Raw genomic sequence first — 15,989 nt, forward strand, 5'->3', positions numbered from 1 at the left:
AGAGTCATGATGACGGCACCCAAAATTACCTTTATCGGCGCAGGTTCTACGATTTTCGTTAAAAATATCCTCGGCGATGTGTTTCACCGCGAGGCGCTAAAATCAGCGCATGTCGCCCTGATGGATATTGACGAAACCCGGCTGGAAGAGTCGCACATTGTGGTACGGAAACTGATGGACTCAGCGGGCGCTTCTGGCCGGATTACCTGCCATACCCACCAGAAAGCGGCGCTACAGGATGCGGATTTCGTGGTGGTCGCCTTTCAGATTGGCGGCTATGAACCCTGCACCGTGACCGATTTTGAGGTTTGTAAGCATCATGGCCTGGAACAGACGATCGCCGATACGCTGGGGCCGGGCGGCATTATGCGCGCGCTGCGGACTATCCCGCATCTGTGGCGGATTTGCGAAGACATGACGGAAGTCTGTCCGAAAGCCACCATGCTCAATTACGTCAACCCGATGGCGATGAATACCTGGGCGATGTATGCCCGCTATCCGCATATCAAACAGGTCGGCCTGTGCCACTCGGTACAGGGAACGGCGGAAGAACTGGCGCGCGACCTGAATATCGATCCCGCCTCGCTGCGCTACCGCTGCGCCGGCATTAACCACATGGCGTTTTACCTGGAACTGGAGCGCAAAACGGCTGACGGGACTTATGTCGATCTCTATCCTGAATTGCTGGCGGCCTATGACGCCGGACAGGCGCCGAAGCCCAATATTCACGGCAATGAACGCTGCCAGAACATTGTGCGCTATGAGATGTTCAAAAAGTTGGGCTACTTCGTCACCGAATCATCAGAGCATTTTGCCGAGTACACGCCGTGGTTTATTAAACCGGGACGCGAGGATCTGATTGCGCGCTACAAGGTGCCGCTGGATGAATATCCGAAACGCTGTGTAGAACAACTGGCGAACTGGCATAAAGAGCTGGAGGAGTATAAAACCGCCGAGCGTATCGACATCAAACCGTCCCGCGAGTACGCCAGCACCATTATGAACGCTCTGTGGACCGGCGAGCCGAGCGTGATTTACGGCAATGTGCGTAATGAGGGGCTGATTGATAACCTGCCGCAGGGAAGCTGCGTGGAAGTGGCTTGTCTGGTGGATGCCAACGGCATCCAGCCGACGAAGGTGGGGACGATCCCTTCTCATCTGGCGGCGATGATGCAGACCAACATCAACGTGCAAACGCTGTTGACCGAAGCCATCCTCACGGAAAACCGCGATCGCGTGTATCACGCGGCGATGATGGACCCTCATACCGCGGCGGTGCTGGGTATCGAAGAAATCTATGCGTTGGTTGACGATCTGATCGCCGCGCATGGCGACTGGCTTCCGGCCTGGTTACGCCGTTAATCTCCAGCCGCGCTGGATGGCAGATCCGGCACCATCATGGGCTTGATTGTCAATGCCACGTAGCGTGAAAGCGTAGCGCCATCCGGCAATTAACCGATAACGCGGCCCGGTAGAACGCCGGGCCTGCCAGGTTATTTCGCGCAGTTAGCGCACTGTTTGCTGACAATCTGCTGGAAGAAATCGTTGCCTTTGTCATCCACCAGGATAAAGGCCGGGAAATCTTCTACTTCAATTTTCCAGATAGCTTCCATGCCGAGTTCCGGATACTCGACGCACTCCAGATGCTTAATGCTCTGTTGTGCCAGTACCGCCGCCGGGCCGCCGATACTGCCCAAATAAAAGCCGCCGTGTTTTTTACAGGCATCCGTGACCTGCTGACTACGGTTGCCTTTCGCCAGCATGATCATACTGCCGCCGTGGGATTGCAGTAGATCGACATAAGAGTCCATTCGGCCTGCGGTGGTGGGGCCTAATGAGCCAGATGGATAACCTGCCGGGGTTTTTGCCGGACCTGCGTAATAGATGGGATGGTCTTTAATATACTGCGGCAGGTCTTCGCCGGATTCAATACGCTCTTTTAGCTTCGCGTGGGCGATATCGCGACCTACGATAATGGTGCCCGTCAGCGACAGGCGAGTCGAGACCGGGTACTGCGATAGCTGGGCGAGGATCTCTTTCATCGGACGGTTGAGATCGACTTTCACCGCGTCGCCTTCGCCCGCCTGACGCAGCGCTGGCGGAATATACTGGCCCGGATTGTGTTCCAGTTTTTCGATCCAGATGCCTTCGCGGTTGATTTTCGCTTTGATGTTACGGTCTGCCGAGCAGGAGACGCCCATCCCCACCGGACAGGAAGCGCCGTGACGCGGCAGGCGAATTACGCGAATATCGTGGGCGAAATATTTCCCGCCGAACTGGGCGCCGAGGCCAAGTTTTTGCGCTTCTTCCAGCAGTTCCTGTTCCAGGTGGAGATCGCGGAATGCCTGGCCGTGCTCGTTACCTTCCGTCGGCAGCGCGTCGTAATAGTGGGTGCTGGCGAGTTTAACGGTTTTCAGCGTGCTTTCCGCCGAGGTGCCGCCAATGACAAAGGCGATATGGTATGGCGGACAGGCCGCGGTGCCCAGCGTGCGCATTTTCTCAACGAGGAAGTTTTTCAGCTTGCCTGGGGTGAGCAGCGCTTTGGTCTCCTGATAGAGATACGTTTTGTTTGCTGAACCGCCGCCTTTCGCCACGCAAAGGAACTTGTACTCGTCGCCGTCGACGGCATAAAGATCGATTTGCGCTGGCAGGTTGCTGCCGGTATTGACCTCTTTGTACATATCCAGCGGCGCGTTCTGCGAGTAGCGCAGGTTATCTTCGATATAGGTATTAAACACGCCTTTGGAGAGCGCGGCTTCATCGCCGCCGCCCGTCCAGACGCGTTGGCCTTTTTTACCCATGATAATCGCCGTGCCGGTATCCTGGCAGGTCGGCAGAATGCCTTTGGCGGCGATTTCGGAGTTTCTCAGGAATTGCAACGCCACATATTTGTCGTTTTCGCTGGCTTCAGGGTCATGGAGAATGGCGGCGACTTGCTGCTGGTGTTCAGGACGGAGCATAAAAGACGCATCATGGAAGGCCTGCTGAGCCAGCAACGTTAACGCCTGCGGCTCAACGTTGAGGATAGATTCTCCGTTGAATTCACTGACGCTGACATAATCGGAGGTGAGCAGATAATACTCTGTTTTGTCCTCTCCCATCGGGAAAGGCGCCTGATAGATAAACTCTTTTTTCGACATGTGCTTCCAGCCTAATAGTAAGAAAATGTATTAAGAGCCTCATGGGCCAGACTCTAAGTCGCGCGCCGCGCATAACCGGGCGGCGCGCGCGGCCATTACAGGAATCCGTACATTGCGGCAAAGATCCAGCCAAAGACGCAGGAGACGCTCACGCCAATCAAACCCGGCAGAATGAAGCTGTGGTTAATGACGAAGCGGCCAATACGGGTTGTGCCGGAACGGTCAAACTGAATCGCCGCCAGATCGCTTGGGTAGGTCGGCAGAATATAGTAGCCATAACATGCCGGCGCAGAGGCCACGATATACGCCGGATCGACACCGATAGCCAGCGCGACGGGAACAATCGCCGCCAGCGCCGCTGCCTGGGAGTTAACAAACTTGGAGACCAGCAGCAGAACGATGGCGTAGGCCCACGGATACTCTTTGACCATTTCGCCCAGCACGCCCTGAATTTCCGACATATGCGCGCCGAACATGGTTTCCGCCATCCAGGCGATCCCGTATACCGCGACAATCGCAATCATACCGGAACGAAAAACTTCGTTTTTTGAGATAGACGCAGGATTGGTTTTGGTCAGGATGATAATGAGCGCCCCGGTCAGCAGCATGAACATCTGAATGACCAGCACCATCGACAACGGTTTGCCGCCGAAGGTTGGGCGTAAGTCGGAGTCCGCGCCCAGGAGAGCGACCACGGCAATCGCCGCCAGGAAGATCCACATCGCCAGCCAGTTGCTTTTCGGCAGTTTTTTATCCAGCAGCGTCGCGGTATCGCCGTACACGTACTGACGGTTTTCCGGTACGGAGATAAATTTCTGAAACGCTTCGTCTTTATCCAAATCTTTACCGCGGAACCAACTAAAAATACCGATTGCCAGGATACCGAGCAGGGTAGACGGGATGGTGATCGACAGCAGATCGAGGAACTCCAGATGTTTTCCGTCAAATGTCACGTTGCCCAGCATCGCTACCAGAGAAACAACGGCGACGGAAACCGGACTGGCGATGATGCCCATTTGCGCGCCGATAGAACTGGCCGCCATTGGACGTTCCGGACGGATATTATTCTTGATCGCCACGTCATAGATAATCGGCAAAATGGTGTAGACCACGTGGCCTGTCCCACACAGAATCGTCAGGGTACAGGTGACGAACGGCGCCACAATAGAGACGTATTTGGGGTTGCGGCGCAGCAGCTTTTCGGCAATCTGCAACATCACATCCAGCCCGCCTGACGCCTGCAACGTTGCCGACGCGGCGACTACCGCGATAATGACCAGCATTACGTCAACGGGCGGTTTACCTGGCTGGAGATGGAAAACAAACACCAGAATGACCAGACCAATACCGCCCAACAACCCGAGCGCGATCCCGCCCTTTCGGGCACCATAAAACAGACATATTAATATTATGAGAAGCTGTATACTAAATAACATTTTTATTTATCCTCGCGATAAACCCAGTCAATTTTGATAAATGGATCACAGCCATCTTCTGATTTGTGTGAATGAGCATCAGGAAATGGCGAATATTCAATGCGCCAGTGGCGACGATTAACGATTAAGCTTTTTACAGAGTTGCTTTAAGTAATTATTTTCTTGCGATGGTGATGTTCAGAGGGGAGTACCCTCTGGCGATGGGCAGGTGGAGTCAGCGAGAACAGTAAATTATGATTTGTCTGTTTTAAAAACAGGCGTTTATTATTTAATTTTTGTGTCTCGCCATCAGGTAAATCACGAGATAAAGCGAACAGAATGTGACTTATGTGATCATTGTCACGCCATTTTTTTAAATTATTAGTATGGCGTGTGGAGACGCGTATCTGCTCACCAATATACGTATTGTCCATAGGCGTAGCACAAGCTCCATTGCTACAAACATAATTTTATTTAAGTGTCAGGAAAATTCCGGACAAATCCCTTTTTTAATAAAAATACACACTCTCGGCATGGGATAATACTTAATTAACTTTTGTTAGCGTTTTGAAATTAAAAACAGCGCAGAGCGCTGTAATAATAGAAAATAACGTTAACAGGCCTGGGTTGAGTATATTTGATCTGACACAATTTCCCAGATTTGTTATTAATGTGATAGCGTTTTTATTGGCATTGTTATAATAAATGTTACCAGGATATAACGCTTCGCGTCGGCTTTATGCGGTATCCTTACTGACAATATTGTTTCAGTAAAGAGTAATGTTCCGGCTGAACGCGGTAGCGGTAAACCGGCCTGCCGGTCACGCCGTAATGAATACTGGTAAACAAGATATGGCAATTCACCAGCCAGATGAGATATTTACGGCAGGAGACGCGCGAGATATTCACTTCGTTGGCCAACTCGTCGGTAGAAAATTCCTGCTCCTGATGCGCATCAATCCACTGGCATAAGGTGCGTAGCGTTTGCTGCGTCAGCCCTTTTGGCAGCCGGCGAGGCTCCTGCTCGCTGGATGAATTACCGTGAATGAGCAGGTCAAGCTCAGACTGTTCGTAATACTGGCGTTTTTCCATCGCCGTTTTCTTACGTAGCCAGCCGGTCAGCGCTTCTTCAAAGCGCGTGGCCTGAAAAGGCTTGATCAGATAATCCACCACGCCGTAGTGAAGCGAATCTTTAATGGTGGCGGCGTCAGCGGCAGAAGAAATGACAATAACGTCGCTTTTGCAGCCTGCGCTGTGCAGGACAGGCAGCAGATCCAATCCGTTTTCCTGCTGCATGTAGATATCCAGCAGGATTAGGTCAATGTGATTTTCACTGTTGAAGATAAACTCTTTCGCTTTTTCCAGCGTCGAAGCGGTTCCACAACAATGAAAACCGGAGATTTGCGCGACATAGCGGCGATTTAACTCCGCGACCATCGCATCGTCATCGACAATTAATACATTGATCATAGGCTGGTCCTTTTTCCATCCCAGGGTAACTGTACAAAAAATTGTGTGAAGATCCCAGGCTCGGACTCCACGGAAATTACGCCGCCAAGCGCTTCAACCTGCTGTTTAACCAGCGCTAAACCGACGCCGCGTTCGGCGCCTTTCGACGAGACGCCTTTTTCAAAAATCGCCTCGATGCGCTCAGGTTCGATACCCGGACCGTCATCGCTCACTTCGCAATGCAGCCAGCCATGGCGGTAGTGTAACGAGACGCTGATTTCGCCGCCGGATTCCTGGCTCAATGCTTCCAGCGCGTTTTCAATCAAATTACCCAGCGCCGTAATCAGCACCGTAACCTGATCTTCATTGTTATTATCCGGTAACTGGCTGTCGCTGCTTATCACCAGGCTGTGCCCGAAATCAGAGGCGCGAGTAATTTTACTGAGCAAAAAGCCAGCGATAATCGGCGACTTTATTTTACCCAGCAGCAAACCGATCTCTTCCTGATAGTTATTGGCCGTCTTGATAATATACGCTTCAAGCTGCTTATAACTCTTCAGGTGCAATAATCCCAGAATCACATGTAATTTGTTCATGAATTCGTGGGATCGTTCACGGAGCGCATCCGCGTAGTTCACCATCCCGTCCAACCGCTGCATCAGTTGGCGAACTTCTGTTTTATCCCTGAAGGTGGATATCGCGCCGATAATTTCGCCGTTGCTGCGCACCGGAACGGTATTCACCAGCAGCAGGCGGCCTTTGACGATAATCTCTTCATCGCGGCGCGGCGTACCGTCACGCAACACTTCGCTAATGTCCACCACCTGCGACCAGGCATGACTCAGGGTGGATAATCTGGCGTCATCCTGCGTTTTTCGATAATCGAGCAGCGCCTGCGCCGCATGGTTAATCAACGTGACTTCGCCGCTATCATCCACGGCGATAACGCCCTCTTTGATTGACTGCAGCATCGCCTGGCGTTGTTCAAACAGGGTTGAGATCTCATAGGGTTCGAGGCCAAACAGGATACGTTTTAGCACCTTGACCAGCGCATACGTGCCTAATAACCCCACCAGAGCGCCGAACAGAATGGACCAGATAATACTGCCGCGGCTATTGTTGATCTGCTGCGTAACGTGACTGAGTTCCAGGCCGATCGCTACCACACCGATCTGCCGGTGGCGTTCATCATAAACCGGTGTGAAAACGCGCAGCGCTTTGGCAAGAAAGCCGCGATTAATGGCAACGTTTTCCTTTCCCTGCAGCGCGAGCAGAATGTCATCGCCTTTGAACGGTTGGCCGATTCGCTGCGTTTCTGGGTGTGAATAACGGATGCCCTGCATGTTGGTCACCACAATAAACAAAAAGCCATTATGCTGGCTCACCGCTTCGGCGAGCGTCTGAATGCCGCTTTCCGCAGGCGGTTTTTTCAGCCCCTCGCGAATTGCCGGAGAGTCCGCCAGCGAGCGCGCCACCGCCAGCGCTTTATCTGCCAACGCGTCGCGCGTCATGCTGCTGATTTGCGAAAAATAGATCAGATGGACCACAACGAGCACCGAAAACAAAACGGCGCTGACCATCAGAATGACGGTAGTGCCGAGTTTCATGGGGCGTTTGCGTAACGCCCGGCATGGCAGGGAGTGTTTCATAGTGGACCTGAGCGGACGAATCGTAAGGTTATTATCCCTGATGAGGCGTCTAATTCAAAGGCATAGGCGATGTTGCTCCAGTGTTGAAAAGCCCGTCTTACCTTGTAGGGGGCGCTACCTGCTCATGTCGACTGGCAAACGTCATGTCGTTAATTAATATCGCCGGATACCGTGATGGGTAATTTATTTTCATCAGAATTGCATAAAATAATTTTTCATTAATTTTTATAATAACGTATGCGGTGTCACGTTTTATTTTTACTGACGTTCAGAATGCGTTTGATCACAATCAATCAGCGCTAATGTTTAATCTATTATGATTAGTTTTCATTACATATTATTAATAATTATGGAAGCAATGTGAGAAATAAAAAATGGAAATAAAAAAATGGCTGAACACAACCATAACCCGACGTGATGCTATTGTCGCTACTGCAAAAGTAGGGGCGGCGGTGACGCTAAGTCAGGCGATTACGCTGCCTTTTGCTACCACTGCCCAGGCGCAGGATACCCCGATACCGAAGGATGCCAACGACGAAACCGTCAGGCACAGCGCCTGTCTGGTCAACTGTGGCAGCCGATGCCCGCTTAAGGTTATCGTGAAAAATGATCGCATCGTGCGCATTGAGCCGGAAGACGCGAAAGATGACGCGGTATTCGGCGAGCATCAGATTCGTCCCTGCCTGCGTGGGCGTTCCAGTCGCTGGCGCGTCTATAGCCCGGATCGCATTAAGTATCCGATGAAAAGAGTGGGAAAACGCGGTGAAGGAAAATTTAAACGTATTTCATGGGATGAGGCCACGGCCTTTATTGCAGCGGAATTAACGCGCGTTAGCGAACAATATGGCCGGGAAGCTATTTATTATAATTATCAATCCGGGGCATATTATCATACGCAGGGCAGGCCCGCCTGGATAAGATTATTAAATCTCACCGGCGGTTATTTAAATTATCACAACACCTATTCCACGGCGCAAATCGCCACCGCCACGCCTTATACCCACGGTGATTATGTCGGTAGCCATTTTACGCAGATCGCGCATTCCGATCTGGTGGTGCTATTTGGTCTGAATCTCTCAGAAACGCGGATGTCCGGCGGCGGTCAGGTTGAAGAGCTGCGCCGGGCGCTGGAGACCTCGAAAGCCCGAGTCATTATTATCGATCCGCGCTATACCGATTCGGTGATTACCGAACACGCCGAATGGCTACCGATTCGCCCAACCACGGACGCTGCGTTAGTCGCCGGCATAGCGCATACGCTGATTACCGAACAGCTTCTCGACGAGGCGCTGGTAAACCGCTATTGCGTCGGTTATGACCGTAGCACCTTGCCGGACACGGCTGCGCCTAACGCCAGCTATAAAGATTATGTTCTTGGCACGGGCGATGACGGTATCGCGAAAACCCCGGAATGGGCGGCGGATATCACCGGAATTCCGGCAACGCGTATTCGCCAACTGGCGCGCGAAATCGCCTCGGCGCGCGCCTGCTATATTTGCCAGGGCTGGGGGCCGCAGCGTCATGCCAACGGCGAACAAACCGTGCGTGCTATTCAGACGCTGCCAGCGTTAACCGGCCACTTCGGGCGGCCCGGCACCAACAATGGCAACTGGCCTTACGGTACGCCGTATGGCGTGCCATTGTTGCCTGTCGGTAAGAATCCGATCACAACCTCTATTCCTTGCTATCTGTGGACGGACGCCATTCAGCATCCGGAGAAAATGACCGCGACGACAATGGGTGTGAAAGGCGCGGACAGGCTAAAAACCGGAATTAAGCTGTTTTTCAACCAGGCCGGTAATACTTTGCTTAATCAGCACGGCGAAACAAACCGCACCCGTCAAATTCTCGCGGATGAATCGCTGTGTGAAACCATTATCGTGATTGAAAACCATATGACGCCCAGCGCGATGTATGCGGATCTGCTGTTGCCGGAGACCAGCTATCTTGAGGCGGAAGACCTGGTGGACAGCTCCTATGCGGCGGGATCGCATAACTATATGATTGCGATTCAGAAAACCGTTAAACCGATGTGGGAAGTGCGCAGCACGTATGACATCTGCGCGGATATCGCCGGGCATCTTGGACTGCGCGAGCAATATACCGAGGGCCGAACTCAGGCGCAGTGGGCGGAGATGCACTATCAGCAGATCCGTGAAAAACGTCCATACCTGCCGGAGTGGAGCGTGGCGAAAGAGATGGGCGTGATTGACCAGCGTATCGCTACCGAGCAGCAGAGCCTTGCGTTTGCCGATTTCCGCGCCGACGCCGAGGCTAATCCACTCTCCACGCCGTCGGGCAAAATTGAAATTTACTCCCAGGCGCTGGCGGATCTGGCGCAAACGTGGACGTTGCCAGAAGGCGAGCGAATTCCCGCATTGCCGGAATTTTGTCCGGCGAAAGAGTCGCACCTTAACAAAGCGCTGACGGCGAAGTATCCGTTGCAGTTAAGCGGCTTCCATACCAAAGGGCATACCCACTCGACCTACAGCAATGTGCTGATGCTGCATGAGGCGGTGCCGGATGAAGTCTGGATTAACCCGATTGACGCCAGCGCCCGCCAACTGAAGTCCGGCGATCGGGTGCATGTATTCAATGACCGCGGCGTGGTGGAGCTTCCCTGTAAAGTGACCCAGCGCATTTTACCCGGCGTGGCGGCGATGCCGCAGGGCGCGTGGACGCGGCTTGACGGCAACGGCGTTGATGTCGGCGGCTGTATCAATACGCTGACCAGCCACCATCCTTCGCCGCTGGCGAAAGGCAATCCGCAGCATACCAATCTGGTTGAAATTAAACGCGCTTAAGGAGTGATGTACGATGAAACAGTATGGCTTTTATGTTGACTCCTCGCGCTGTTCAGGCTGTAAAACCTGCCAGGTAAGCTGCAAGGATAATAAAGATCTGGATGTCGGTCCGAAACTGCGCCGCGTCTATGAATATGGCGGCGGAAGCTGGGTGAAAGAGGGGGAAAGCTGGCATCACGACACCTTTACCTACTACCTCTCTATTGCTTGTAACCATTGCGATGAGCCGGTATGTGTCTCCGGCTGTCCAACCGGGGCGATGCATAAACGCAAAGAAGATGGTCTGGTCGTGGTGGATGACAGCGTATGCGTCGGCTGTCGCTATTGTGAAATGCGTTGCCCCTACGGCGCGCCGCAGTTTGATACGCAGGCGAACGTGATGCGTAAATGCGACGGTTGTCTTGACCGACTGGAGAACAATCTGCGCCCTATCTGTGTGGATTCTTGCCCGCAGCGAGCGCTGGATTTCGGCCCTGTCGATGAATTACGGGCAAAATATGGCACGGAGAATCAAATCGCGCCGCTGCCTTCGGCGTCGTTCACCCATCCTAACCTCATTATTAAACCGCATCCGAAAGCGAGACCCACGGGCGATACGGAAGGCGCAATCATGAACATTCGGGAGGTGCGCCATGCATGAGTTACCGCTGGTCTTTTTTACGGTCTTTACCCAGAGCGCGGTCGGCGCGTTTATTCTGCTGCTGATTGGCGGCGCAATGGGGCTGGTCGCGCCGCGGCGCAAGGCTATCGGTCTGTTCTCGGTGATGTGCCTGTTTGGGCTGGGCGTCATTATCGGCACCTTCCACGTCGGGCAACCGCTGCGTGCGCTGAATATGCTGCTGCGCGTCGGACATTCGCCGATGAGTAACGAGATTGTCTTGTCGGCGGCTTTTGCGGCGCTCGGCGGGCTGGGGGCGCTCGGTTTGTTGCTGAACCGGGCGACGCCGCTGTGTAACGCGTTGGTCTGGTTGGCGGCGATAGTCGGAGTTGTCTTCTTATACGCCGTTCCGCAGATTTACCAACTGCCGACGGTGGCGACCTGGCGTTCATCTTACACCACGGCAATGATGATATTGACGCCGTTGATTGGCGGCGGCGCGTTGGCGGCATTGTTTGGCGTGCGCCGTCTGGGGCTACTGGTCAGCGTGTTGGCGATTTTGGTGAGCTTTTGTCTGCGCCCGGGCTATATGGCGACGCTGATGAGCGCCGATAGCGCTCTGACCGCTGCGCAGCATAGCTGGTTTACCGCCCAGGCGATATTGCTGGCGGCGGGCGTGGTCGGGGTGGTGGTCTGCGCGCGCCTGAAATCGAGCGCTACTGTGCTGGCCATGACGGCTGTGGTGGTTATCGCGGCGGAGTTGGCGGGTAGGATTGCGTTTTACAATCTGTGGACGCTGCCAATGTAGTTTGTAGTTTGTAGTTTTTTGCCCGGTTTATGCCATGTAAGCCTGATAAGCGTAGCGTCATCAGGCGAAATATTTCAGGAGCTATTGCTATGCCTTCCCGTGCTGTTTTGCCGCGTATCCTCGGCGCACTGTTTTACTACTCCCCTGAGAGGCCGGAGGTGAAAGCGTTGTTCGATTGTTTGCCAACGTTGCCTGAGCTTTACCCCTGGCGCGATCGTGGACCTATTGAATCACTGTGTGCGTCATGGTCGCTACCGGATGATGATGCGCTTACATGGCAATTTTCTGTGTTGTTTGAAGGCCAGGGAAAGATGCCCGTCCCGCCCTGGGGATCGGTCTATCTGGAAAAAGATAATTTGCTGATGGGGGAAACCACCGCCGATTATCGAGCTTTTTTACAGTCGCAGGGCATGGTATTCACTGACCGTGAACGCGAGCCGGAAGATCAGTTTGGCCTGATGCTATTGGCCTGTAGCGATCTGCTGGCACGAGGCGACAACGTGGCGGCCAACCGGTTACTGGAGGCGCATCTGCTGCCCTGGGGATTCCGCTATCTGGAATTGCTGCAACGCAATACCGTTAGCGCCTTCTATGCCCGGCTTGCCGTCGTAGCGACCTGTTATCTGCAGGATGTTCAGCAGCAACAGGGACTACAGCCTGAGAATAAACGGTTGTTTTTCTGAGGTATTGGTCGGGTTTTGATGGCGTGCCGTAATACTTGTGCCGCCATCGTGCCCGCTGTTGCGTCAGCGGGCACAGTTTACTATTACAGCTCCGGCGTCTTTTTGAAACCGGTCAGCATCAGCACCAGGCTCTGTTTTGAGTCCGCTGGCGTGAAATCGTAGTGATTTCCCTGACGGTCGCCGCCGATATACCAGGATATTTCCGTTTTCCCTTCCGCCAGCGCTTTGCGCACCGCTTTATCGACATCAACCATACGATACTCATGTGAATGGTCCAGATATAATACGGCATCGGAACGGTAGTTGATCGCCGGTTTATTGTTCCAGGACACGGTACTGGTGTGCCAGTCATTGCTGGTCGGGTAAAAGAAAATTTGATCGGCGCCGTTCGTTTCCGTTTTGCCGCCAAAAAGGCGAATACGGTATTTGAATAGCGAAGTGTCCATATTGGCAGGCAGGGGCGGGATCTTAAATTTCACCAGCGTGAGCGTTTCCGGGTGCTGCGTGCGTCCGCCATTTGTCCAGTCATCCTGTACGTACAAGGTATCGACGCTGGCATGAGGCTTGTCGTCTTCGCTGCTTACCCAGGTATTTTCTTCCGCTTTACTGTAGGCGTAAGGAACCGTAGTGCCGCAATCCAGTCCCTGATTCATACACAGATCCGTCATAAACTGCGCGCCATCTTCCGTCCAGCCATTCATAAAATCGGCATGGGCGGTATAAAGACTTCCCCAGCGCTCTTCCCGGGTTTCGCCATGCATTACCGGGTCCATCGACAATTCTACTTTGGACGTATCCAGCGAGGAGATCTGCGGGAGTACCCAGGCGATGTTCATATTAACCGTCGGGATTTTGACCGGATAGTCTGCGGAACATTTCCCGTGGTCGGCATAGATAGCGTTATTGTGACTATGGGTCGGTTTCAGGTTGACGCCATCCCAACAGTTGGGGAAAGCGATCCCGATATTAAACTGGACGGCATCGCCCGCTTTACGCAGGCCGCATATTTCGCCTACCTTGTTGGTGTAACCTTTGCCGTTGGCACATAAAAAGGTGATTGCGGAACTGGGGCCAGTACCGTGATGATCGCCTGCCAGTAACTCCAGCCCGGCCGGGAATGGATGGAGCGGATATTGCGCAACATTTGTGGATTGATAATAGGTCTTTTGGTAGGCGGGATTTACGATTTCACCATCGGGTAATTTCATGGACGGCGCCCAGTAAGCGGAGCTGTCGGCTTTATTATCACAGGTGGTATCTGGTTGCGCGCGCAACGTCTGGTAGGTAGAGACCGCGTCGGTGTGGGTGTTGCCAAAAAAGTCATGCCACATCGCCTGATTCGCTTTACCAAACATCATAATCGCGTCATCGCCCAGCGTGTGGTGATAGCCGCACACGACATGCGCCTGAGGACCGGCATGGGCCGGGAATGCGCCAGCGGCAACGAGCGTAGCCAGGCTGACGGTAATAAGGTTGAGTTTCATTTTTTTGCTGCCCGGTTGAATAGAAGTGGGAGCAGCAATAGCAGATCAGATTGCGGTGTTACATCTCATTAATTATCACTTTTTGTCATTCGCCCTGCATACAGGGGCGAATTTGCAGACGTACTATTTAAATAATTAGCCGAAACTACCCTCCTCTTGATTATGTCAATTTACAAAAAGGGTACGTTAGTGATTAAAATCGGGCTTTTTGTGATAACCCTCACTATTTCATTTTGCCTATGCTAATGGCGCTCGCCATAACCGAATAACGATTCTATCGGACATCGGCTTTATTTTTAAGAAATGCGTTACGACATCAGTCGTGACGCGATCTGCTATGGATTTTTTATGAGATTACTAAAACGCGTTATTGTGGTTGTACTCTTGGGCGTGATTTTATTTATGGTCAGGGACGATATACGCTATGTTTATCAACTGATCCTCAAATATGGTGATAAACCTTCGGCGCTAGCACTGAGTAGCTATAAAGCGGTTATTCAGCAAAAACCAGTCGCAGGAGTTAAGAGTAACCTTTCAGGTTTGACCTACTCCGCCGAAGACAGGATGCTTTTCGCCGTTATTAATAATCCCCCTGAACTGGTCTGGTTAACGACAGAAGGGCAGCTGATAGGGCGGATGCCGCTCCAGGGCATCCACGACCCGGAGTCTATTGCATGGAGTGGGGGTAACCAGTTCCAGATAGGCAGTGAGAAAGATGGCGCGGTCTATAAAACACAGGTGGATATTCAGCGCGGCACCATGCAGATAATCTCCATGGTGAAGCTTGAGGGTTATGACAAAGCAAAAAATAAAGGGCTGGAAGGTACGGCATGGGATGCGAAAAATGAGAGATTATATGCCGCAAAAGAAAGAAAACCCATAATGATCAAAGAAGTAGAGATGAGCAAAAATGGTATCACCAGAGCGTTGCCTTCTGCCATCACTGCAAGTGTGAGCGATGTTTCCGGACTTGAATACCATGCCCCAACGGATTCGCTGCTGGTGTTGTCGGACGAGTCAAAAATGATTCTGGAGGTCAGTTCCGAGTGGCGGGTGCGCGATCGATTGTTCCTGACGGCGGAGTGGTCAGGGCTCAGAGACGATATCCCCCAACCAGAAGGGATTGCCATGGATAATGAAAATAATTTGTATATTGTGAGCGAACCAAATCTGTTTTATAAATTTTCATGTGATATACAGAATGACTAAAATGTATTTTTACTGCCACAGTATGCTAAAACAGAACAAGGTTATTAATACCATGATTTGACGATTTCTTGATTCGTTGATTTCGTTGATTTCGTTGATTCATTGTTGGGGATATTTATGTTTTACTTACCTCAGTAACGGATTACTTTGTGGTGTAGCGTAACGGTAATTGTCCTCCTCATATTTGCGGCAGCGTAGTCTGCCGCTTTTTTTTATAAATTAACTCTCTTCTGTAATAATTAACAGACAATAAATATTATTCTGTTTTTTTCAGGAGGCCTCCGAAGAGGCCTCGCATGGTGATGTTTAGTTATCAGGCATAATATTCTTCATCAACACTTACCGAATGCAATGTCGCCTCGCTAAGCAAAATCATTTCATCTACGCCGGAACTCTTGTTAACCGGATTTTCCGTCGGCGATGTACCTGTAAATGCTCCACTGGCGGTGGCGCTATTACCGGCGGGATCGGTGGCCGTTATGGTGTACTGATTCGCCCCCGACAGAATAGCGGATTGCGGAACAGAAACATGCCAGTTACCGGTATCGTTATCAACACTGGCGGTGTAGTCCGTATCGTTGACCGTGACCTTCACCTGAATATCCTGATGCGCCTCCACGACTCCCTTAAGGGTGACGGTATTATCCAGACTGCTAATAGTCGATCCCAACGTTGGTTCGGCGGGCGGTTGTGTATCAATAGTCAGCCGCTCGTTCAGCGTATTCTCATTCCCGGCAGCGTCTTTAGCCG

The 15,989-nt window shown here is 52.2% G+C and carries 13 protein-coding genes; 6 read left to right on the forward strand and 7 right to left on the reverse strand.

Annotated elements, in window-relative coordinates; all coding sequences use genetic code 11:
• Positions 1-6: 6 nt before the first annotated feature.
• Positions 7-1,362: an alpha-galactosidase gene (gene melA, locus ACLD11_RS15285; protein ID WP_411012011.1), complete on the forward strand. Its 1,356-nt coding sequence runs from the start codon at positions 7-9 to the stop codon at positions 1,360-1,362.
• A gap of 131 nt (positions 1,363-1,493) precedes the next feature.
• On the opposite strand, the gene fumA is transcribed toward melA, so the two are convergent.
• From fumA to ACLD11_RS15310, 5 genes are all read right to left on the reverse strand, one after another.
• The gene (gene fumA, locus ACLD11_RS15290; protein WP_000037190.1) at positions 1,494-3,140 is read right to left on the reverse strand and encodes a class I fumarate hydratase FumA; all 1,647 of its coding nucleotides are present in this window, start codon (positions 3,138-3,140) and stop codon (positions 1,494-1,496) included.
• A gap of 95 nt (positions 3,141-3,235) precedes the next feature.
• On the reverse strand, positions 3,236-4,576 hold the full coding sequence (dcuB, locus tag ACLD11_RS15295; protein ID WP_000899149.1) for an anaerobic C4-dicarboxylate transporter DcuB: 1,341 nt from the start codon (positions 4,574-4,576) through the stop codon (positions 3,236-3,238).
• A 146-nt stretch (positions 4,577-4,722) separates the two neighbouring features.
• Positions 4,723-4,989, reverse strand: a complete 267-nt coding sequence (locus ACLD11_RS15300) for a hypothetical protein (protein WP_076727836.1) — start codon at positions 4,987-4,989, stop codon at positions 4,723-4,725.
• Between the two features lie 316 nt (positions 4,990-5,305).
• The gene (dcuR, locus tag ACLD11_RS15305) at positions 5,306-6,025 is read right to left on the reverse strand and encodes a two-component system response regulator DcuR (protein WP_000611307.1); all 720 of its coding nucleotides are present in this window, start codon (positions 6,023-6,025) and stop codon (positions 5,306-5,308) included.
• Complete coding sequence (locus ACLD11_RS15310) at positions 6,022-7,653, reverse strand: sensor histidine kinase (RefSeq protein WP_000682903.1); 1,632 nt, start codon at positions 7,651-7,653, stop codon at positions 6,022-6,024. Before ACLD11_RS15310 ends, dcuR begins: the two co-directional genes overlap by 4 nt.
• Positions 7,654-8,027: 374 nt before the next feature.
• Here ACLD11_RS15310 and ACLD11_RS15315 point away from each other — a divergent pair, with 374 nt between their 5' ends.
• From ACLD11_RS15315 to ACLD11_RS15330, 4 genes are all read left to right on the forward strand, one after another.
• A complete protein-coding gene (locus tag ACLD11_RS15315; RefSeq protein ID WP_076727843.1) occupies positions 8,028-10,457 on the forward strand; it encodes a DMSO/selenate family reductase complex A subunit in 2,430 nt (809 codons plus the stop codon).
• A gap of 13 nt (positions 10,458-10,470) precedes the next feature.
• On the forward strand, positions 10,471-11,097 hold the full coding sequence (locus ACLD11_RS15320) for a DMSO/selenate family reductase complex B subunit (protein ID WP_000816143.1): 627 nt from the start codon (positions 10,471-10,473) through the stop codon (positions 11,095-11,097).
• Entirely contained in the window at positions 11,090-11,863 is a 774-nt protein-coding gene (locus ACLD11_RS15325; RefSeq protein WP_108638555.1) for a dimethyl sulfoxide reductase anchor subunit family protein, read from the forward strand. Before ACLD11_RS15320 ends, ACLD11_RS15325 begins: the two co-directional genes overlap by 8 nt.
• A gap of 89 nt (positions 11,864-11,952) precedes the next feature.
• Positions 11,953-12,546: a molecular chaperone gene (locus tag ACLD11_RS15330; protein WP_001524257.1), complete on the forward strand. Its 594-nt coding sequence runs from the start codon at positions 11,953-11,955 to the stop codon at positions 12,544-12,546.
• Positions 12,547-12,629: 83 nt separating this feature from the next.
• Here ACLD11_RS15330 and ACLD11_RS15335 read toward each other — a convergent pair whose 3' ends face one another.
• Positions 12,630-14,030 carry a DUF1996 domain-containing protein gene (locus tag ACLD11_RS15335; protein ID WP_411015080.1) on the reverse strand — a complete coding sequence of 467 codons (1,401 nt, stop codon included), beginning with the start codon at positions 14,028-14,030 and terminating at the stop codon, positions 12,630-12,632.
• Positions 14,031-14,333: 303 nt separating this feature from the next.
• Here ACLD11_RS15335 and ACLD11_RS15340 point away from each other — a divergent pair, with 303 nt between their 5' ends.
• The gene (locus ACLD11_RS15340; RefSeq protein WP_076727846.1) at positions 14,334-15,239 is read left to right on the forward strand and encodes an SdiA-regulated domain-containing protein; all 906 of its coding nucleotides are present in this window, start codon (positions 14,334-14,336) and stop codon (positions 15,237-15,239) included.
• Positions 15,240-15,552: 313 nt separating this feature from the next.
• Here the strand turns inward: ACLD11_RS15340 and ACLD11_RS15345 are convergent, their stop codons facing one another.
• A complete protein-coding gene (locus tag ACLD11_RS15345; RefSeq protein WP_259468482.1) occupies positions 15,553-15,939 on the reverse strand; it encodes an Ig-like domain-containing protein in 387 nt (128 codons plus the stop codon).
• Positions 15,940-15,989: the final 50 nt, after the last annotated feature.

Origin of the sequence: Salmonella sp. 741265116_PST (assembly GCF_046567715.1) — a bacterium.
Classification (GTDB): Bacteria; Pseudomonadota; Gammaproteobacteria; order Enterobacterales; family Enterobacteriaceae; genus Salmonella; species Salmonella enterica.